This window comes from Geomesophilobacter sediminis (assembly GCF_016458275.1).
Classification (GTDB): domain Bacteria; phylum Desulfobacterota; class Desulfuromonadia; order Geobacterales; family Geobacteraceae; genus Geomesophilobacter; species Geomesophilobacter sediminis.
Genome location: NZ_JAEMHM010000004.1, coordinates 1 through 19,396 on the forward strand (window position 1 = coordinate 1; position 19,396 = coordinate 19,396).

At 58.0% G+C, this 19,396-nt stretch carries 18 protein-coding genes; all 18 read right to left on the reverse strand.

Annotated elements, in window-relative coordinates; genetic code table 11:
- Window positions 1–378: 378 nt before the first annotated feature.
- The gene (locus JFN93_RS05085) at window positions 379–1,491 is read right to left on the reverse strand and encodes a glycosyltransferase family 9 protein (RefSeq protein WP_215907698.1); all 1,113 of its coding nucleotides are present in this window, start codon (window positions 1,489–1,491) and stop codon (window positions 379–381) included.
- On the reverse strand, window positions 1,488–2,765 hold the full coding sequence (locus JFN93_RS05090; protein ID WP_199382925.1) for a glycosyltransferase family 4 protein: 1,278 nt from the start codon (window positions 2,763–2,765) through the stop codon (window positions 1,488–1,490). The genes JFN93_RS05085 and JFN93_RS05090 overlap by 4 nt, the downstream gene beginning before the upstream one ends.
- A gap of 94 nt (window positions 2,766–2,859) precedes the next feature.
- The gene (locus JFN93_RS05095) at window positions 2,860–3,684 is read right to left on the reverse strand and encodes an FkbM family methyltransferase (RefSeq protein WP_199382926.1); all 825 of its coding nucleotides are present in this window, start codon (window positions 3,682–3,684) and stop codon (window positions 2,860–2,862) included.
- On the reverse strand, window positions 3,684–4,895 hold the full coding sequence (locus JFN93_RS05100; protein ID WP_199382927.1) for a CgeB family protein: 1,212 nt from the start codon (window positions 4,893–4,895) through the stop codon (window positions 3,684–3,686). Before JFN93_RS05100 ends, JFN93_RS05095 begins: the two co-directional genes overlap by 1 nt.
- A gap of 110 nt (window positions 4,896–5,005) precedes the next feature.
- Window positions 5,006–5,710, reverse strand: a complete 705-nt coding sequence (locus JFN93_RS05105) for a class I SAM-dependent methyltransferase (protein ID WP_199382928.1) — start codon at window positions 5,708–5,710, stop codon at window positions 5,006–5,008.
- Complete coding sequence (locus tag JFN93_RS05110) at window positions 5,668–7,008, reverse strand: flippase (protein ID WP_199382929.1); 1,341 nt, start codon at window positions 7,006–7,008, stop codon at window positions 5,668–5,670. The genes JFN93_RS05105 and JFN93_RS05110 overlap by 43 nt, the downstream gene beginning before the upstream one ends.
- Window positions 6,998–7,819 (reverse strand): glycosyltransferase family 2 protein, encoded by an 822-nt coding sequence (locus tag JFN93_RS05115; RefSeq protein WP_199382930.1) that lies wholly within the window; start codon window positions 7,817–7,819, stop codon window positions 6,998–7,000. Before JFN93_RS05115 ends, JFN93_RS05110 begins: the two co-directional genes overlap by 11 nt.
- Complete coding sequence (locus tag JFN93_RS05120) at window positions 7,809–8,843, reverse strand: glycosyltransferase (protein WP_199382931.1); 1,035 nt, start codon at window positions 8,841–8,843, stop codon at window positions 7,809–7,811. The genes JFN93_RS05115 and JFN93_RS05120 overlap by 11 nt, the downstream gene beginning before the upstream one ends.
- The gene (locus JFN93_RS05125) at window positions 8,844–9,695 is read right to left on the reverse strand and encodes a decaprenyl-phosphate phosphoribosyltransferase (protein ID WP_199382932.1); all 852 of its coding nucleotides are present in this window, start codon (window positions 9,693–9,695) and stop codon (window positions 8,844–8,846) included.
- Window positions 9,692–11,434, reverse strand: a complete 1,743-nt coding sequence (locus tag JFN93_RS05130) for a glycosyltransferase family 39 protein (RefSeq protein WP_199382933.1) — start codon at window positions 11,432–11,434, stop codon at window positions 9,692–9,694. Before JFN93_RS05130 ends, JFN93_RS05125 begins: the two co-directional genes overlap by 4 nt.
- Window positions 11,418–12,302: an ABC transporter ATP-binding protein gene (locus JFN93_RS05135; protein ID WP_199382934.1), complete on the reverse strand. Its 885-nt coding sequence runs from the start codon at window positions 12,300–12,302 to the stop codon at window positions 11,418–11,420. Before JFN93_RS05135 ends, JFN93_RS05130 begins: the two co-directional genes overlap by 17 nt.
- Window positions 12,299–13,138 (reverse strand): hypothetical protein, encoded by an 840-nt coding sequence (locus tag JFN93_RS05140; protein ID WP_199382935.1) that lies wholly within the window; start codon window positions 13,136–13,138, stop codon window positions 12,299–12,301. Before JFN93_RS05140 ends, JFN93_RS05135 begins: the two co-directional genes overlap by 4 nt.
- Window positions 13,138–13,941 carry an ABC transporter permease gene (locus JFN93_RS05145; RefSeq protein WP_215907699.1) on the reverse strand — a complete coding sequence of 268 codons (804 nt, stop codon included), beginning with the start codon at window positions 13,939–13,941 and terminating at the stop codon, window positions 13,138–13,140. Before JFN93_RS05145 ends, JFN93_RS05140 begins: the two co-directional genes overlap by 1 nt.
- A gap of 79 nt (window positions 13,942–14,020) precedes the next feature.
- The gene (locus JFN93_RS05150; protein WP_199382936.1) at window positions 14,021–14,347 is read right to left on the reverse strand and encodes a hypothetical protein; all 327 of its coding nucleotides are present in this window, start codon (window positions 14,345–14,347) and stop codon (window positions 14,021–14,023) included.
- A 61-nt stretch (window positions 14,348–14,408) separates the two neighbouring features.
- Window positions 14,409–14,618: a type IV pilin protein gene (locus JFN93_RS25730; RefSeq protein ID WP_199382937.1), complete on the reverse strand. Its 210-nt coding sequence runs from the start codon at window positions 14,616–14,618 to the stop codon at window positions 14,409–14,411.
- A 439-nt stretch (window positions 14,619–15,057) separates the two neighbouring features.
- The gene (locus JFN93_RS05160) at window positions 15,058–16,434 is read right to left on the reverse strand and encodes a sigma-54-dependent transcriptional regulator (RefSeq protein WP_199382938.1); all 1,377 of its coding nucleotides are present in this window, start codon (window positions 16,432–16,434) and stop codon (window positions 15,058–15,060) included.
- 92 nt (window positions 16,435–16,526) lie between these two features.
- The gene (locus tag JFN93_RS05165) at window positions 16,527–18,158 is read right to left on the reverse strand and encodes a two-component system sensor histidine kinase NtrB (protein WP_199382939.1); all 1,632 of its coding nucleotides are present in this window, start codon (window positions 18,156–18,158) and stop codon (window positions 16,527–16,529) included.
- 3 nt (window positions 18,159–18,161) lie between these two features.
- The gene (locus JFN93_RS05170) at window positions 18,162–19,373 is read right to left on the reverse strand and encodes a type II secretion system F family protein (RefSeq protein ID WP_199382940.1); all 1,212 of its coding nucleotides are present in this window, start codon (window positions 19,371–19,373) and stop codon (window positions 18,162–18,164) included.
- Window positions 19,374–19,396: the final 23 nt, after the last annotated feature.

Below are 19,396 nucleotides of genomic sequence, written 5' to 3' on the forward strand. Positions count from 1 at the left end.
ACACTGGCCATCGGCTCCCTCCTGTCGAGTGGGTTCTAACCGAAATTGGCCATTTACACAAAGGATTTTACAGGCCCTAGGATAAATGGTGTGTCCTCAAAAGTGAAGATAGCTCACCCCGGGTGACGGAATGCATTCCCCGAGTGACGGAATGCATTCCCCGAGTGACGGAATGCATTCCCCGAGTGACGGAATGCATTCCCCGGGTGACGGAATGCATTCCCCGAGTGACGGAATGCATTCCCCGAGTGACAGAATGCATTTCCCGAGTGACGGAATGCATTTTCCGGGTGACGCAAGGCATTTCCCCAGTCGACGGATGGCAGTTCCGAAATGACGGGTGGAATTCTCGAAGCGGAAAGATGGTAATCGCGAGGGCTAGGATGGATGTCGTGTTGCATCCGTTGGGAATAGAAGCTGCCAAACGGAAACCGCCACCTCATCGACGGAAATCTCAGAAAGGCACCTTGAGTGGATCCTACACGGGGGGGTCGTACCGAACCGGGTGCAGGGCGAACAAGGGAGCTGCCGGTTGAGGACGATGTGGCGCGGCCCTTTGGGCCCCCACTTCGCCTGAATGCCGGGACCGAAGAGCGAAACCGTCGGGACCCCGAGCCCTACCCCCAGGTGCAGAATGCCCGAATCGCCGGAAAGAAGCACCGCTGAACGGGCGATGACCGCTGCACTTTCCACCAGCGAGCACTTTCCCGCCAAGTTGAAACCGGAGCCCGCCGCGGCGATCCGCTCCCCGTCGGCGACGTCCTCCCCTCCCCCGACCGCAACAACAGAGATCCCACGACCAGCCAGACGATGCGCGACCTCAGAGAACCGACTCGCTCCCCAGCGCCGCTCCGGGATGCTCGCGCCGGGAAAGATGGCGACAAACCGTTTCCCATCCAACGGAGCCAGGAATTCGTCGGCCCGCAACCGCGCCGCCTCGGGAACCGTCAGAAACGGTATGGGCAAGTTTTCCGGAGCCCGAAGCCCCAGCGGTTCCAGCAGATGAAAGAAACTGTCCATTTCGTAGTCATCGTGGGAGTAGGCGATCGCCGTGGAAAAAAGGCGGGCACGCTCGTTGGTGCCGAAACCGATGGACCGTGGCGCGCTGCAAAGCCGCGCGACGACGGCAGAGAGTCGATGCCACTGCTCGGTGTCGATCACGAGGTCGTAGTCTTGCCGCATCGCAGTACGTAGTTCGCGCGGACGATCGTAACAGAGAACCCGCTCGGCAGCGTTGCAAAGAATAAAGACAGCAGCATTTCTTTTTTCGGCGAGGATGGTGATGCGGCAATCGGGAAACCGCACATTGAGCATAGCCAGGGCCGGAATGAGCAACGCCGCGTCACCGATCCCACCCGGTCGAATCACCAAGATTCGACCGGGTGATGAAAAGGCCCCCGCGGTGGCTTTGGGGAGCAGGAAAGCAAGAAACTTCCCCAGGAAGGCATCTCCTTTCTTGACAACCGTTATCTTGCCCGCTTTGAGGTTCAATCCCAATCCCCTCCAGACCGCTCCTTCAAATGAAGGACTGTTTCATAGAGTTGGAGATAGCGCCCTGCCACGACTGAGAGCGCAAATTCGTCCTCGACCTTCTTCCGAGCTCTCTGGCTAAGGCCACGGTGTCGTTCATTATCTTCCAGGACCCAGGCAATACCTTTGGCCAGATCTTCCGGTTCGTAACACCGCGCCAGGTAGCCGTTGATTTCAGGTTCGATAAGGTCCGGCACCCCGCCCTGGTCGAAGGCTACGCATGGCGTACCGCAGGCCATTGCTTCCATGACCGCATATGGAAGGTTCTCCATCAACGAGGGAAGAACGAAAACGTCGGCGGCCGCGTAAAGCAGGGCCAACTCGCTGTCATCGTCAATGCGCCCACGATACGTGGTCCTAATGCCCAAATCAACCGCATCAACCCGATCCAACGATCCAAAAACTACCAGTTGAGCGTCTCCGCCCCATCGTGCAGCCAATTCGCGCAATGCCGAGGCCAGGAGGTGAAAGCCCTTGTTACGGTCTCGAGCTGACATCGCCCCGAAACAAATCAGCTTCTGCCCCTGGGGCAAGGAAAGCATCTCACGTGCGGCATCCTTGGCGATCGGTCGAAAAAGCTGTTCGTCAACTCCATTCGGCAGGGTCACTATCCTCTTCTCCCGGAACAGCGAGCTGGCCTCAGCGCAAGATGCCATCCAACGGCTTGGAGCCACGACATTTATGGGAAGATCATGCAAGGCTCTCTCCTTGCGAGCCCAAACACGACGGGAGAGATCCACTTCCCGGGAAGACCCGAGAATGGGACATTTCCCGCACTTTTCGCGGTAACTCGTACATTCAAATGGGACGTGGCACCCGCCGGTGAAAGCCCAGGAATCATGAAGGGTCCAAACCAATGGTTTGCGCAAACGACGCAGCGTCTCCAGTTGTAGAAAGCCGCCAGCGATCCAGTGCAGGTGGATGATATCGGGGTTGATTTCCTCAACCTTACGGACCAGGAGGTCCGGGACCATTGCAGGCGCGAAGTTGAGGTACGGACTGTTCGGATATAAACGGACCGGGAGAGCATCCAGGTGAGGTCGTAACGCCTGAACGAAGCGAGTAAAAGCGGTGGCGGGACCAATGACGCCCGGAAGATCTCCCCTCTTCCGGCGCACCAGCATCTGCGCATCAACACCGACTTCGCGTACCGCCGTAAGTAGGCGCGAGGCTGCCCTGGCTGCGCCCCCGGCATCGTCCAAAGTGTTCAGAAGCAGAACCTTAATAACTTCCACTTACCTCTCTCTCCTCGGCAAGGATTTATTCCCTTCCACCGACCGGCATACCCCGGCGTCTCTGAGAAGGACGCCGGGGTATGCCGGTGAAGCATCAGTTCCTTGATGCGAAGATGTTAAGTTGCAGGTCAAAACCTGAATTTGATTTGATCTCAAAAAGCGGTGAAGGACTGCTCAACAGGGTGTGGACATGAATCCGGAAACCAGCGTCGGAAAGGATTGTTAGGATCTGATCCAGACATTGCTTATAACCAGGCCGGGAGTGGTACTCGACAAAGACATGCCTGAACTGGCCCAGATGGCGCCGACACGCCGGAACTACATATTCTTCCGATCCTTCAATGTCCATCTTGAGAAAATCAAAGCTGTGCCGATCGAGAAACTCGCCAATGTCAACAGCATCCACCTCGATGGCGCCGTTATCATCCGCCCATGCCGCCCTCCCGCCGTCAGCGCCTTCGGAACGAAACCTCAGCGCCGTATCCTTGTTCCATGCCGCCTTATTGACCAGGCGCACCTCCGATAAACCGTTACCATGGACGTTCTTTTCCAGGTAATGAAATATCTTCGGATCCGCCTCAAACGCAGTAATCTCCGCATTGGGGTACATCTTTTTGAAAAAAAGTACGCTCAAACCGATATTGGCTCCCAAGTCAAGGATCCGGGGGCTCTCATCAGAAAATTTGAACGCGTATATCCGGTCTGCAAATATCTCTTTGCAGGAAGCCAAAAATGAGGGGGCATCTGGGGCTAACACCTCATACCCGAAGGCATTCGCGGTGAATTCGGTATACCGTGGCATGAACCCATATCTGCACTCGAGAGCGGCAAGGTGGCGGTAGTCGCTGTTGGTGACCAGCCGTCGAAGGGTCCGCAGAGGCGCGAAGATGAGATTGTCGAATAGGTCACCTGTAATCATTAAAGAGCCCCTTTAATGATGTTGTCCAACAGGGGGGCACGATGTGAAAAACCATGATTTTCGAGAGTGCGCTTTTGGCCGGCTTTCGCTATAGATTCCATCTCCGCGGGGTGTTCGAGCAGCCATGTAACCTTTTCCCGGCATTCCTCCGTGCTTTTGTAGACGACAACCTCCCGGTCCGGCTCGAAAAGCTCGGGAAGGTTTGGTTTCCAATCCGTCACCAGACAGGAGCCGGTCCCGGTCGTTTCGAAAAGGCGCATGTTAGAGGCAAACAGTGGAGATGAATCGGCGTGAATGTTAAGTACCATCCGAGAATCGCGGATCACCTGAAACATCGAAAGTCCAAAGACGGCAGGTCGCAGAAAAGGTTTTAGTGCACGGTTTACCGGTCGGGCCGGGCGATAGGGCCACCGAGCCACCCGCCCGGCCAAGGGGACCCGCATCAGCGCCGCTTCCGGGATCCCAGAGCGTTGAAGCAGGCGCACCACGTCGTAGACTCCCGCCATCAAAAGCGCCTTAACGTCATCAAGAAGGCCGAGTGAAGCGCTGGGCGAAAAAATGGAGATCGGGACGGTGTGGGCCAGGTCCTCAAGCATCCGGTCGCGGTGCAGATGGAATGTGCTGGAACGAACCAGTTGGCCTATGAAGGAGAAGTCAAAGCGTTTCGTGCGGCCAGCCAGCCGGGAGTTTATGCGGGGATCGAAGCCATGGTCGAGATGGGCAGCATTGAGCCCAAGCCCCCGGAAGTAGTTCACAGCCTCTGGAGCACAGGAGAGGATGAGATGGGTACGACGCCAGACGTCGGTATGGGCAATAGGGCTTCCAGACCATCCCAGAACCAGGCGGATCGACGGGCACTCCTCCCGTATCCTCAACAGCAGATCAACATCGGGGTCATCGAACCAGAGGATGTCAGGTTGGAAATCTTTTGCCTGGGCCACCGCGATCTGCTTCAGGTCCATTCGACCGCCAGCAGGGCCGCCGTTCTCCCGTCCCCAGGCACGCTGCAGTGGGGCCGCATTGATGGTGACTTCCATTACCTGATAACCGAGGGGCTCCAGCGCATTGGACCAGTAATCGCTCCAACCAAAGGCGTCGAAATCAAGGGCCTCTTTCTGCTCAACGAATGATTTTTCCGCGAGGCCCGGCCGTTGCGCATAGAATTCGCTCAAGTAGCTCGGGTAAAAACTGGTTATTTTCAGCAGCTTCATGTACGCCTCACCCTAAATCTTCAAGCAGATGCAGTACCGATAGGATACGGCGTCGGTACCGGTGATTCCGTAGCCCGCGAATGTTCCTGCGGTACCCACCCCGCTCGTCTTCAGATCCCCAAGCAATTACCATCCCGATAGAAGATAGAGGTTTCGCTCTTCACGCTAACTAGTTGCGTCATTCCCTCGAAGGGAAGCCGCCGGAACCCGGACTGTGTCAGAAGATCGAACCCGGGACCGTACTCCTCACGCTCGCTGTCGTCCCAGATGATCACGCCATCGGGGGTTAAGGCCTCCAAGGCATAAGGAGCGCAATTTACCCGGTCGCTACCGTCGATGACGACGATGTGGTATCGCTCTTCGTCGGCAAGGATGGATCGGGCGTAAGCACCATCGGCTGGTGGAAAGGGCTGCAGGCACACCTCTGCGTTAAGTGGCAGAAGGGCTCTTACTCTCTGGTACCAGACGGGGTCATTTTCGACCGCCGAGACGGAACGGGCATGGCGCGCCCACCAAAGCGTGCCGTTGCCACAGCCGTACTCGAAGACCTGCATCCCCTCATTCACCCTCGAGGTAAGGAAGGCCAGGGCAGGATAGGTAAGCCAAGGGACCGGTTCTCCCTGGCGGTCGACGCATTTCCCTTCGTAGAAACTGCGAAACCACCCATCCTCCAAAAGCGGTCCTTCACGACGCACCGAAGCAAGGTAGTACCAGTCCAAAAGACCGACGCGCAGCGCAAAAGCTTTCAGTAGGGGACGCAATAGCATAGAGGTCACCAAGGTCGAGGGAATAAAAGGGCTCGTGTCATCATCCATCCCGTCTCCCGCAACGGAGCGAAAAGAAAACAGGCACCGTGAGCGGCAAACCAGTAGGCGACGCACGATGCGATCACGGCCCCCATTCCCCCGAGCGCTGGGATCAGCAGGAGATTGAGCACGACGTTGATCACCGCCCCGAGGAACACCGTCACAAGATGAAGCCGGGTCCAGTTCCTTGCAGTAAGAAATGCGCTCCGAGCGACTCCCAGGTTCACAAAGAGACCGGCCCAGACAAGCACTGTCAGCATGGGGCCGGCCGCGGCATAGGCGGGCCCGTAAAAGATCCTGATAGCCCAGCCCCCCAACAGGGTAACCGGGACCGCCACCGCGTATCCGGCCAGTGCCATCAGATTGTACAGCCGCTGCAGTTCCCGATGGAACAAGTCATCAGAGGTCCCGTGGGCCTCGACGATCCCTGGGAAAAGGGTATTGACCATGACGATGGGAACAAAATAGGCGGCTTCGGCAACGGCCACCGACACGGCGTAAATTCCTACCTCACGTGCCCCCGAAAGATGGCCGAGCATGACCTGGTCGATCCGCATGTACACCATGATCACAACCCCAGATATGACTAGGGGCCAGCTGTCGTTCAACAACCTGCGGGCACAGGTTCTCGAAGGCCTCCACCGCCTGAGGGCGCCGTTTCGCCACCGGTAAAAGCCTGCCATCGCAAGGGCGGCACAGAGTGCCTCGCCGGCGGTGGCCCACCCGAAAGCCAGCAGCGGTGCTCCCACAAGGATGAGGTAGAGCTTGACGCAGAAGGCAACGCAAAAGGCAAGACAACGGGCCCAGACCGTATAGCGGGAACTGACCTCTGCCTGGAACCGAAAATCAATGACATCGAAAGAAACAAAGGTTAGCGAAAGGGCGCCAATGGCAATCAAAGCACGCGTCACTCCCTCACCGGGGTGCATAAGCTGTGCAGTCGCCACCGACAGCAAGAAGGCAGCCACAGCCCCGCAGAGTTTCAGGGCGAACGCGGTACCCAAAATCTCGTCGGTTTCATCAGGCCGGCGCACGATTTCCCGGACAACAATGCTGTCGAGCCCCATCGCAGCAAGGGCGGCAAAAAGGGAAACGAACGCTCCGGTGTAGGCAAGAAGACCAAAATCCGTCGGTCCAAGAAAACGGGCAAGGAGCATTCCCAGCGCCAACCCTCCTCCCATGCGGACAACCTTGTCGAAGAAGAGCCACGCAATATTGCCGAAGACCGCCCGAAAGGAGGGACTTTCGCTCCAGCGGGTACGAACATTTCCCGGCAGAAAACGGGAGATGCCAAGGTCACCGTTCATGCAGGCCTCCGCGTGGGCAAGCCTTTGATACCTCGCGCAACTGACGGCCTTTACTAAGGTTGAGAAGGATCTGGATGGAACACTTCCCGGCATATTGAAGCTGGGCAAGAATTGGGGAGTAGCCATGCCGGATGAAAAGGTCCCGTGCCTGCCGGAAGCCTTCAGTCGCACAGCGACCGCTCACCCCTCCGGCATGCATCGCCACCAGCGGCTCAGCAAGATACGCGATCGCCACCCCCGCACGGCTCCAGCGCAAAAAGATATCGACATCCATGGCAATGGATAGAGTCGGATCAAAGAGGCCATGCGCCTCGTAGACGGAACGGCGCACGAAGGTAGCCGGATGGTTAAAGAGGACCAGCCGCCACGGATACCACCAGCATCCGGACGGCTTCAACCGTTTGACGCAGCCAGCCTCGTGCAGAAGCACATCGCCGTGGACCACATCGACCTTAGGATGTGCCTCATAGAATTCTGCCACCCGCCTGAAGGCGCCGGGGAGGAGCCGGTCATCAGAATTGACCAGGGCGATGATCTCGCCTTTTGCCAACCGTATGCCCTTGTTAAAAGCATCGGCAATGCCGCCGTCCGGCTCGCTGATCAGTTGATCAATGCCGGAGCCGAAAGAGCGAAGGATGTCGAGCGTTCCATCGGTAGAGCCGCCGTCAATGACCAGGTACTCATCTTGCGCACGTATTTCGGCAAGGACACTCTCGACCGTCTGCCGGACCGTTTCCGCGCTGTTTCGGCAGACAGTGACCACGCTGAACCTTTTTGCGACGGTGTTCGGTTCTTTCGGGCTAGTTTGCATACCATGCCCCGAGTTGATCCGCGAAGGTGACTGAGGCTTGGTGCAGGGTCTGCCGGGAAGCAAGCGCTTTGCCGTTCTCAGCCAGTCGCCTGCGGATGGTCACGTCAGCGAGCAGGATTTCCACCATTTCGGCGGCCCCATGGGCATCCTCGATACGGCAGACCAGCGAATTTTCGTCGTGCTCGGCGTAGGGAACGGCATCGGTGGTAACCACCGGGCAGCCGCAGGCAAACGCTTCCAGGACCATAAGAGGAAACCCCTCGTGACGCGAGGGATAAAGAAAAAGGTCCGCGCTGCTAAACACCCGACGCAGCGCAGATTCATCGAGATAGCCGAAATCGCGGTGGAGAAACCCCGGAAAACCTCCCGTAGCGTTCTCGCCCACGGTCCAGATCTCCAGAGGCAGCCCCGTCTTCAAGGCGGCGACCGTACGCTGGGCGATGTCGAAACCTTTCCGGGCATCGCTTCGACTGAGAAGGAGAAGCGCCTGGCGCCCCTGTTTGGAAGCAATCAGGTCCGGGTCAGGCTCGGGGTAAAAGATAGTCGTATCGACCCCGTTTTCGGAAAGGCCAACCTTGGCGCCGAAACGCTGACTCAAAAGTTGGGCAAGGCGTTTGGAAACGGCTATGGAGCGGACCCGCAGAAAAGAAAGGGCCGCACCGTACAGGAGGCGAATGAAGAGCCGTTGCAAGGTAAAGCGGTAGTACGACTCGTCGTAGTCTTGGGCGAAGTAAAGGACCCTCTTCCTGTTGCGGATGGAGAGGAGCAGCGCGAGCACCACGATATCGGCAACCACAACGTCCGCGCACTGCCGGGACAACGCAGCAGTAACCAAGGTGCCGAGCTTACCGGGGAACGGAAGAGGCTCGACCCGGACCCGCGGGTCTAGGGAGAACACCGTCTTGAGGAGGTTGGTACGGATTACGACATCATGCCCCTGTGCAGCCAGAAAAGAGGCGTGGGTGGCAATCATCTTATCCCCGCCACGGTTCAGCAGGGAATGCCTCAGGAAGACGATCCGCATTCAGCGTCCTCCGTAGAGACTGTACCCGATCATGACCGCCCATAGCAGGCCAACCACGAACAGGGGCCGGTCCTTGAGCAGCGACTCGGTCGGGTCGCCCCCCCCGCCATGCTTCACCCGTAATATGTAACGGAGCAGACCAAAGCAGCAGAGCGGCACGGTATAGACAAACATGTGCCGGGAGATGACGTACATGGTGTAGGTAACCAGGACCGAGCCGCCGCAAAGGTACATCACACCTTCCAGATATCCTTCTGGGTAGTCTAGAAGCGCCTTTCGGTGTTCCCCCGCGGTCCCGCCGAGGAGGATTTTTTCGCTGAGCCGCTTGCCGGTGGCCAGGAACATGGCGAGCAGGAAAACCGAGAGAAAGAGCCATTCCGAGACCACGATGCCGAACGCCTCACCTCCCGCCTGCAGCCGGAGCAGGAATCCGGCGGCGATGCAGAAGAGGTCGATCAGGGCCAATTCCTTCAGACGCAGCGAATATGCCGACGATACGGCTAAGTACGAAAGGGTCAGCAGGAGGAAAACCGGAGAAACGAAGGCGGCAAGGAACAATGAAGCGGCGAGACTGACAGCGGCGATCCACCAGGCCTGGGGAACGCTGACAGCACCGGAAGGGATCGGGCGATGACGCTTCTTGTCATGCCGAGCATCATTGTGGCGATCCAAAAGGTCATTGACGACATAGGTGGAGCTGCTGGCCAGACAGAAGGAAAGAAAGGGAAGAGCCCCCTTCTGAGCTATCCCCGGATTAAGGATCGCCCCCCCAAGAAACGGCGGGAAGAAGAGCATGAGGTTCTTCAGCCATTGGGTGGGGCGTAACAATTTAACAGAGGCGGCAAGGTTCATCGTTTCAACTTTTCTGCCAGCTTTTTCGCCGCCGGCTTGAAATAGGCATCGTCCGGGGCCTCTGCCGCGGCCCTTTGAAACAGAGTCCCGGCTCTCTCCTTTTCACCAAGGAACAGGGCCATCTGCCCGCTGCGGTAGAGGTCAGCCGGGTTCTTGGTTTTGAGATAAAGCCGGTCATGGGTCTGGCCGATCTCACGGTAGATATCCTTGGTGACTGCAGGAGTGTTTTTCCGGAAAAGGCGCTGCTCATCGATCTTCGCCAGGGTCCGCAGCGCTGCGGGATCCGCGGTGGCATCGTCTTGAACCACTGACAGTATGAGCTTACGAGCCCCGTCGAGATCGCCGGCGCCAATCTTCAGGTTAGCCTGGTTTACGAACGGAAGGGCAAACGTCTTACCAGGATCCTGTTTCTTCGCCGATTCCAATTGGCGCTCAGCCTCGGCGGTACGCCCCTCGTTGGCCAGGGCTATGGCTAATTCATTCTTGATAAGGCGGGAATTGGGCGACTTTTCCAGGGTGTCGCTGTAAAGCGTGACATTGCTTTGCCAGATGATGTTGCGCTGAGCGCTAAAAAACGTAGCGGGCACCAAGAGCAACATTACGAGGACCCGAGACGCCGACTCATGACCGAACCGGTTTCCCAAAGCCTGCAGCGAGCCTACCACCGCAATGGCGAAGAAAGCCGAGGGCAAGTAGAGATAGCGCTCGGCAAGCGGAGTCCAGGCAACACGACTCAAGGTGACGAGAATCGCAGGAGTTATCAGAACCGCGACGGTAACCGCAAGAGACAGAAGGGTCCCCCGTTTTCGAACCAGCACCAGTATCAGGAGCAGCGCCACCACGGCCAGACCGAGCCAGAAGTAGTTGTTATTGATCTGAAAAATTGCGAAATTCAGTGGGAGGGGCAGGAATAGCTTCTTCACATAGAAGCCGAACACCTTGAAGGAAATGCGCAGGGTGTTGAGAACGGTTCCGTTGCGGCCGACAAACATCTTGAAAATGGAAGTTGCGGCACTTGGCGCGGAAGAAAACCTGAGAAAGAGGTAAGCAAAGCCGCACAAGATGAACGGCCCCATAAGGATCCCCAGACGCCGCATCTTGTCTGCGGAAAAAACGCGATGTGTCGCGTTGTCGACCCCATTGTGATGGAACAGGACGATGAAACAGGCAGCAGGTAGAAAGAAGACCGCCACCTCTTTGCAAAGGCACCCCATGAGCAGAAAGAAGGTAGCCAGAATGTAATCGCGATACCGGTTTTCCCGGAGTCCTTTAAAAAGGAAAATGGCCGACGTGAGGATGAACACGGTGGCTAAGGGATCGGTGCGTCCCGAGATCCAAGAGACCGACTCAGTGTTGATCGGGTGCAGGGCAAACAGCAGAGCGCTTAACAGCGGAAGTTCCAGGCGCCGCTCGTCTTCATGCGAAAAAATTTGCAGAGCCAGCAGAAAAACGAGGACCGCGTTTACCGCATGCAGCAGGATGTTCTCCAGATGCATGAAGCTTTCGGTGAGATCCCAGAAATGCTTATCGGCGATGTAGGTCGACCAAAGCAGGGGACGGTAGTAATACCCCCCCGAGGGAAGAAAGACGGCACGCCAGTTGGTGCGCGCCTCCTCGGCAAGTGTCTGGATCATGTTGTAGTCGTCGACCGAATTCACGCCGCCAAAAAGGGCCGGGTAGTAAACGCCGAGCACCACGAACAAGAGGAACAGGATCTTGGCCCTACTGCCGAGCCGCATCGTCTCCCCCCCTGACCAGCCCCAGGAAAAATTCCTCCAGATCCTTGCGCATCGGCTCGATTCGTTCGATGGAGGCATCAGAGGCAACCATCTCTGCCATGAATGCCTTCAAACGATCTTTGGGAATGAAGACCTCTTCCGTCGTCGTACCGTGGTGGGAGATCTGGATCAGGTATCCCTCCGCGCCCCGCTCCAAAACGTTGGCAACGCTGTCGACCGCAAGGAGACGTCCCTTGTTGATGACACCCAGCCGGTCGCAAATCACCTCGACGTCGTTGATGATGTGGGTGCTGAAAAAGACGGTCTTCCCTTTCTCCTTGAGTTCCTTGATGACACGCTTCACCAAGGCACGGCCGAGAGGGTCCAGGCCGCTCATCGGCTCATCGAGGATGTAGAGGTCGGGATCGTGCAAAAGGGCCTGAGCAAGTCCAAGTCGCTGCACCATCCCCTTGCTGTACCCACGCATGGGGCGGTCGGCGGCCTCCTCGAGCTCGAGGAGGTTAAGGACCCGCACCGTTTCGGCAGCAATCCTGTCCTCCGGCATCCGGAAGGTCCTTCCCACCAGGAGCAGATATTCCCGGGCAGTCATGAAATCGTAAAAGGAGGGATTTTCGGGTAGGTAGCCGATCCGCATCCGGCCGGAGGCCTCGGCTACCGGCGTCCCGAATACGTAGGCCATTCCCTCGGTGGGGCGGATCTGTCCCGTAACGGTCTTGATGGTCGTACTTTTCCCGGCGCCGTTGGGACCGAGGAAACCGAACACCTCCCCCTGTCCGATGGTGAGGTTCAGGCCCGAGAGGGCCTGAACCTCGCGCCCCTTCTTCCCTTTGTAAACGCGGGAGAGGTTTTGAATGTCGAGAGCGTTCACCTGGTGGTTCCCCCGAAAGCAAATTTGCTGGTGCTCCTGACTTTGCCGTCGCCTTCGAGGTAGAACCTCCCGCCGTACGGATCTTCAGGTATTCGCGGTATCTCACCGGAGCTGACCAGTTCGGAAACAGTGGCCGGCATCCGGTGGTGCGCCGTCTTAAACCGAGCCACAGCTTCGTCGAGCACCTTCACCGCAAGCAGCGCCTTGCGCCTGATCTCGAATACGTTCTTTACCTTCTGATCGCGAGATCCCTGCTCCATGTTGGCCAGGAACAGGATGCCAAGGTCGGTCCGTCCGGACTCGTAAAAGTAGCGCGCCGCCAAAGTCGTGAACAGCGGCTCGTGCGAAAGATCGGCGGCCTTCTGCATGTAATGAGCGGCATCGGCATAATCCCTGAGAAAGTAGGCGTCGTTGAAGGCAATGTAAAATGGCAAGGTCCAGTCCTTGGTCCGGTACTTCATTCCGTAGGCAAGCAAACGGTTCACGTCCTTGGCGCGCCCGACCTCCCAGGTAAACGAAGCCTGGGCGAAGTAGTACGCGTCCAGGTTGTACGGATCAAGCCGGATGGCCGTCTCGACCGTCTTGAACATGTTGTAGTATTCGGGCTTCCCGGCGGCAGCGGTCCGGTCGGTCACCGTCCCGTAATAAAAGAGAACCTTCAGCACGCACATTTCGGCAATCAGGGTCGAGAGATCGCCCGAAGTCACCTTCAGGATCTCCGGATCGGGAGTGTATCCAAGCTTGACCACCACAGGGCGGTGCTTGAGATAGGCGGTAAACGGAACGATCACCGCAAGGTAACACGCAACCAGCCCTGCAGCGAGGTAGCGCACCATCAAGGAAGCTCCCGGCGGGAGAAAATCCAGACACAGATAACGAGGACCAGCGCAGTATAAACCAGAAAGTAGCAAAAGGTATAGAGCAGACCGTTCCATGGCAGAAGCAGCCCGTATACCGCCAGCACCTTCAGATTGAATGCAGAGAAGTTGGGGATGATGTAATAAACGACGTGGGCAAGCCAACGGAACACCGGAGAAAGTGTCTTCCCGTAGGGGCCAGTGATGTACTCGTACACGTCCTGACTCGCGCTTCCGGCAAGGTAAATGGAAATGGTGCCGAAGAACGGGAGGAAAAAGGAGGTGCTCAGAGAAGAGAACAGCATCGCCAAAGCGGCCAGAAGGAGGTACTTCAAAGTGTCGAACACAACGGCGGTCCAGACGTTGGGCCACCGAACAGGCATATCAGAAGGATGGGCTCCGGCGGACAGGGCAATCACCAACGTTGAAGCAACTCCCAGGAGGAACGCGGAAGCGACCAGCACGGACGCAATCCCCGCATACTTTCCCAGCACATAAGTACCGCGGGATATGGGGAGCCCGAGGATGGAACTGGTGTAGCGACGTTCAACGTCCCGCCAGATGGAAGAAGCCCCCAGCAGCGTCGCGAGGAGAAGCAACGCCACGGATACCGCAGAAAGGGACAACGTAATCGACAATTCCTGCACCTGCCGCATGGAAAACACACTCAAGGATGGAACTAGAAGCAGCAGCACCAGCGAGACGCCGAACATGGCGTGGAGGATGCGGTCGCGGAGGGCCGACTTCAACGTAACATACAAAAGGTTGGCAATTGCGGTCATGAGAATTTATGGTTCCCCTAAAAACGAGGCGGGATACCAATCGGCATCCCGCCCCATATTACCTGATGAGCGTCAGCGACTATTGGGAAACCCAATCGCCCCCGGAGAAGTCAGCAGACGCGGTCCCAACCGGAGCAGCAGGGATGTCTTTCGCCGTGGTGCTGGAAGTCCAGATGGTAGCGTCACCAGAGGAGCTGGCGTAGGTTTTGGTCCCTTGAGTGTGATAGGTGCCAACGGTGTAGCCGGAGTTGTCGGCAGAGGACTTGTAGGCCAGCTGGACGTTGGTGGAAAGCTTGCCGTTGAGTCCGGTCGGGAGTGCAGTGCCATATGCCATCGTCTGAGCAGCGCCATAAGCAGTGGCTGCAGCCGCCAGAGTAAGCAGAGCGAACAAAATAGCTTTTTTCATATCTGGAATCTCCTTATTACGATCCTTTTGTTAGGTCTGAGAACTCACTAAGTTCCGCAGATTACCAGGGATACTTCTGGTTGTCAGCGAAGTAAGACTCCAGGTTGGTCTTGATGTTTTTCAGGTCGCTCTGAGCGGCGGAGTTGTAGGCTTTCTGCCGGTAGGACGCGAACTGCGGGATGGCGATAGCGGCCAGAATGCCGATGATCGCCACGACGATCAAGAGCTCGATAAGTGTGAAGCCCTTTTTGTTGCCCAGTTTCTTTAACATAGTGTCGTTCTCCTTTGTGTGTTGACCTTCGCTCCGGCGCCTGAAAAAATCTACGCCGCCATCGTCGGCACTATAAACTGAAAGACGGTCAACAATGAGCAAGAGGCGGGCCAACATCAAGAACTCAAGTTGGCAGGAGAGTTTCACAAGGGATTGCGGCAGGTTGATGGAATGAGGTGGAAATCGCGGGCTGTCAAAAAAACATCATGGTTGACAAATTTGGTACCGGGAAAGTGACATTTTTTGTCACTTTCGTGCAATTGCAGAAAGCATAGCAGCGGCAGGGAAGGCAATAAAAATGGGCAAGAGGCTTACGTAACCGTCAGTTTATACATACCTTCTACGCCGTCCGCCCCCCCTACCCGCCCTGAGTTTCAAATATCTGCACTCACCTCTGCAAGGGGGGAAACCTGAAGAGACGGGTGGTAAAGAAAGGGCTTCAGCTGTTGTCATCCATGCCGAACTTCGCCAGGCGGTAGCGGAAGGAACGGAAGGTCATCCCGAGCAGAGCGGCGGCCTTTTTCTTGACGCCGCAGCTTGATTCCAGCGCCTGGATCAGGAGCTTGCGCTCGATGGCGTCGAGGTAGGCCTGGAGGTCCATCCCTTCCGGAGGGAGGGTGGATTCGACCTTTTCCGGATTCACGCACTTGAAGTTGCGGACCTGGGGCGGCAGGCACTCCTCGGTAAGCACCCGGTTGCCTAAAACGACGCAGCGCTCCACCAGGTTCTCCAATTCGCGGACGTTGCCCGGAAAGGGGTAGAACAAAAGGGCCTGGGCCGCTTCTGGCGTGACGATTTCCCCTTCGGGGGTAAACGGTGCGTACTTCTGGTAGAAGTGCTCCACCAGGGGGATCAGGTCCTCGGGTCGCTCACGCAGGGCGGGCATCCGGACCGGGACGACGTTGAGCCGGTAGAACAGGTCCTCGCGGAAGGTTCCTTCTTCGACCTGTTCTTCGAGGTTTCGATTGGATGCAGCGACGATCCTGACGTCTGCCTTGATGGAGGACTGCCCCCCTACCCTGCGGAATTCCCGTTCCTGGAGCACCCGCAAAAGCTTGGCCTGAAGTTGCAGGGGAAGCTCACCTATCTCGTCGAGAAACAGGGTCCCGCCTTCGGCCTGTTCAAAAAGGCCGACGCGGTCCGAGATGGCGCCGGTAAAGGCCCCTTTGGTGTGGCCGAAGAGCTCGCTTTCCATAAGAGCTTCGGGAATGGCGCCGCAGTTGACGGCGACAAAGGGGGCGCTGCGCCGCGGAGAGTTGTAATGGAGCGCCTTGGCGGCCAGTTCCTTGCCGGTGCCGCTTTCCCCCATGATGAGGACGTTGGCGGTGCTTTCCGCCACCTTGGCAATGAGGTCGTAGACCTCCCGCATCTGTTTGCTCTTGCCGATGAGCCCACTGAAGCTGAACCGCTCCGATACCACCGCCTTGAGCCGCCGATTCTCGACCACCAGACTCCGCTTTTCCAGTGCCTTGCGGACGAGAACCTTTACTTCCTCCACCTTGAACGGTTTCCCGATGTAGTCGTAGGCACCGAGTTTCATCGCCTCGACCGCCTGCTCGGCGGTGGTGTAGGCGGTAATGAGAAGAACCGCGGTCTCCGGGGCAATCTCCTTGATCCGCCCCAGCAGCTGAATCCCGCTCAGCCCCGGCATCTGCACGTCAGAGACCACCAGATCGTACGGCTCTCTTTCGAGATGGAGCAGGGCCTCTCCAGCGTTTTCCGCCTGTTCCACCAGGTACCCCTCCCCCTCCAAAAGGATGGCAAGGAACTCCCGCATGCTCAGTTCGTCATCGACTACCAGAATCCGCGTCTGCATCTAATAACTCCAGTTCAAATGTGGCACTCACACCATCATTCACCCTCCCCTGGAAGGGGAGGGGAATCAAGTAAACAAAATACCGAAAGTTTCTATGCCTTCCCTTCGGGGATGGTGATGGTAAAGGTGGTCCCTTTCCCCAGCTCGCTGGCAACTTCAACGCGCCCGCCGTGGGCCTCCACGATCCGGTACACGGTGGCGAGCCCGAGCCCGGAGCCCCCCTTCTTGGTGGTGAAAAACGGTTCAAAGACGCGCTGCACTTGGCCGGCATCCATCCCCCGGCCGTCGTCGGTGACGGTAATGCAGACCTGGTCCTGGACCCAGCCGCTGGACTGGCGCTGGGCTCGGATCACGATGCGCCCCGGTTCGTCCATGGCTTCGGCCCCGTTGACCACCAGGTTCCAGAAGATCTGTTCGCACTGATTTTTGTCGAAATAGATCTCCAGCCCTTCGGGCACCTCGTTCTCCAGTGTCACGCCCCTAAGTCGGGGATCGCTCGAAACCAAAGCACCGACGTCGGCGATCGCCTGGCGCAGCTGCAGGGGCACCTTCTCCGGAGCCGTGGGGCGGGCGTAATACAAAAAGTCGTTGAGCAGCCCGTCCAGCCGGTCGGTCTCGCGCAGGATGATGGATAGCAGCCGCCGATCCTTATCGTCGGCCCAGTTGCTGATCGCCACCAGTTGCACCGATCCGCTGATCGCCGCCAGCGGATTGCGGATTTCGTGCGCCATCCGCGCCGCCAACTCCCCGACTGCCGCCAGGCGGTCCGCCCGCTTCAGTTCGTCGGAAAGCCGTTTTACCTCGGTCAAGTCGCGCAAATCAACCACCGCACCGACCGGCTCCTCATCCTTTCCGGATAGCGGGACGCTCTTGAAGGAAAGAATCAACTCATCGCCGCTGCGGTTATGGTGGGAGATCTCGCCGTGGCTTACCCCCAGAAGTGCCGCCGCATGAGGCTTGAGCTCCGGTATCACCTCGACCAGGGGCCGGTCATACGCCTCACGCTGGGAAATCCCGGTCAGAAGCTCGGCAGAGCGGTTGAAAACCCGGATGCGGCCGGAGGGGTTGATGGTCAAAAGCCCCGAATCGATGTTCGAGACGATGGAGGAATTGAGCCGCTCCAGCTCCTCGAAGTCGATCGCCTTCTCCATGAGGGCGCTTTCGGAGAGCCGGGCTCGCTCGGCGAGTTGCCCCGACAGGTAGGCGGTGAGGTAGAAGGCGGCACTGTAGAGGAAGATGAGGTAGAAGACGTACCCCGCGCCGAACTGCCGCGCCGGCAACTGGCTCAAACCGAGCGCGTCCAGCTTCCCGTAGTATTGGAAATCGAGGATGGCGCCGTAAAGGATGACGCAAAGCGAGGCGGTGTAGTAGGTTTCCGAGCGCTCGTGGAGGACGCTTGCCGAGATGATCGAGAGGAAATAGAGAAAGGCGTAGGGGGAGTTCACCCCGCCGGTGATCAGGACCAGGGTGGTAACGAGGATCAGGTCCCAGACGATCTGGGCATAGGTGAGGGTGACGATCTCACGCCTGGTGTACTTGAGAAAAAGGAGCGAGGCGAGGGAGAAGACGTAGGTGGCGATGACCAGGCGCGAAAGCGCGGTGAGGGTTTCCGCCCCCACCGCGTCCTGGGCCTGCAGATCGAGGATGATGGTCGACACGAGAAAAACGGTGACGACCGCCAGCCTCAGCAGTATGAATCGTCCGACCTTCTTCTTTTCCAGCATCCATCAACCGCCGACGGTCCCTGCCAGTTTGAAGATCGGCAGGTACATGGCGATGACGAGACCGCCGACGGTGGTCCCGAGAAAGACCATCAGCATCGGCTCCATCATCGAGGTCATCGCCCCGACCGCCTCGTCCACCTCGTCGTCGTAGAAGTCGGCGATCTTGTTGAGCATGGCATCCATGGCGCCGGTCGCCTCGCCGACCGAGATCATCTGGACCACCATCGGCGGAAACACCCCGCTCTCGGCGAGCGGCTCGGCGATGGTCTTGCCTTCCGAGATGGACTGGCGCACCTTGTAGATCGCCTCCTCGACGATCTTGTTTCCGGCGGTCTTGGCGACGATCTCCAGACCGTCCATGATCGGGACCCCGGAGCTGATCATGGTCCCCAGGGTACGGGTGAACTTGGCAACCGAGACCTTGCGCACCAGGGGACCCACGATCGGCGCGTTGAGAGCCATCCGGTCGATGTTCTTCCTCCCCTTCGGGGTCGCGTAGTATTTGCCGAGGGCAATCTTGAGCAGCACCGCCCCGACGATGAACACCAGGATGTACTTGGTCAGGAAGTTGGAAAGGGCAATGACGAACTTGGTGGGAGCCGGCAGCTCCCCGCCGAAGTCCGCGAACATCTTGGCGAAGGTCGGGATGACGAACACCAGGATGACGCCGACGACGACCACGGCGATGGAGAGGATGGTTACCGGGTAGACCATCGCCCCCTTCACCTGCTTCTTGAGCTTCATCGCCTTTTCGATGTAGGCGGCAAGCCTGGTGAGAATGGTGTCGAGGATACCGCCGACCTCGCCGGCCGCGACCAGGTTGACGTAGAGCTGGTCGAAGCACTTCGGGTGCTTGGAGAGCGCATCGGCAAAGGTGGAGCCGCTCTCGACGCTCTCCTTCACCCGGACCAGGATCTCCTTGAAGTGCTTGTTCTCCTGCTGGCTGGAGAGGATGTCCAGGCACTGGACCAGCGGCAGGCCCGAGTCGATCATGGTCGCGAACTGCCGGGTGAAGACCACCAGTTCCTTGGTCTCCACCTTGCCGGAGCCCTTCCCGAACTTGAAGGAGATCTGTTTGGCCTCTTCCTTGACCGTGACCCCGGTGAAACCGTAGCGCTTGAGCTGCGCCTCCACCATGTCCTTGGTCTGGGCCTCCATGACCCCTTTCTGTGCGGTGCCCGCCTTGCTACGAGCCTCCCACGCAAATTTAGGCATTGTATCCTCCTTCCCCTGGCGGC

Bases quoted from the DNA above. Each gene is read 5' to 3' on its own strand.
- JFN93_RS05095 (WP_199382926.1), bottom strand. From the start codon at position 3,684: ATGATTACAGGTGACCTATTCGACAATCTCATCTTCGCGCCTCTGCGG.
- JFN93_RS05100 (WP_199382927.1), bottom strand. From the start codon at position 4,895: ATGAAGCTGCTGAAAATAACCAGTTTTTACCCGAGCTACTTGAGCGAA.
- JFN93_RS05105 (WP_199382928.1), bottom strand. From the start codon at position 5,710: ATGGATGATGACACGAGCCCTTTTATTCCCTCGACCTTGGTGACCTCT.
- JFN93_RS05110 (WP_199382929.1), bottom strand. From the start codon at position 7,008: ATGAACGGTGACCTTGGCATCTCCCGTTTTCTGCCGGGAAATGTTCGT.
- JFN93_RS05115 (WP_199382930.1), bottom strand. From the start codon at position 7,819: ATGCAAACTAGCCCGAAAGAACCGAACACCGTCGCAAAAAGGTTCAGC.
- JFN93_RS05120 (WP_199382931.1), bottom strand. From the start codon at position 8,843: ATGCGGATCGTCTTCCTGAGGCATTCCCTGCTGAACCGTGGCGGGGAT.
- JFN93_RS05125 (WP_199382932.1), bottom strand. From the start codon at position 9,695: ATGAACCTTGCCGCCTCTGTTAAATTGTTACGCCCCACCCAATGGCTG.
- JFN93_RS05130 (WP_199382933.1), bottom strand. From the start codon at position 11,434: ATGCGGCTCGGCAGTAGGGCCAAGATCCTGTTCCTCTTGTTCGTGGTG.
- JFN93_RS05140 (WP_199382935.1), bottom strand. From the start codon at position 13,138: ATGGTGCGCTACCTCGCTGCAGGGCTGGTTGCGTGTTACCTTGCGGTG.
- JFN93_RS05145 (WP_215907699.1), bottom strand. From the start codon at position 13,941: ATGACCGCAATTGCCAACCTTTTGTATGTTACGTTGAAGTCGGCCCTC.
- JFN93_RS05150 (WP_199382936.1), bottom strand. From the start codon at position 14,347: ATGAAAAAAGCTATTTTGTTCGCTCTGCTTACTCTGGCGGCTGCAGCC.
- JFN93_RS25730 (WP_199382937.1), bottom strand. From the start codon at position 14,618: ATGTTAAAGAAACTGGGCAACAAAAAGGGCTTCACACTTATCGAGCTC.
- JFN93_RS05160 (WP_199382938.1), bottom strand. From the start codon at position 16,434: ATGCAGACGCGGATTCTGGTAGTCGATGACGAACTGAGCATGCGGGAG.
- JFN93_RS05165 (WP_199382939.1), bottom strand. From the start codon at position 18,158: ATGCTGGAAAAGAAGAAGGTCGGACGATTCATACTGCTGAGGCTGGCG.
- JFN93_RS05170 (WP_199382940.1), bottom strand. From the start codon at position 19,373: ATGCCTAAATTTGCGTGGGAGGCTCGTAGCAAGGCGGGCACCGCACAG.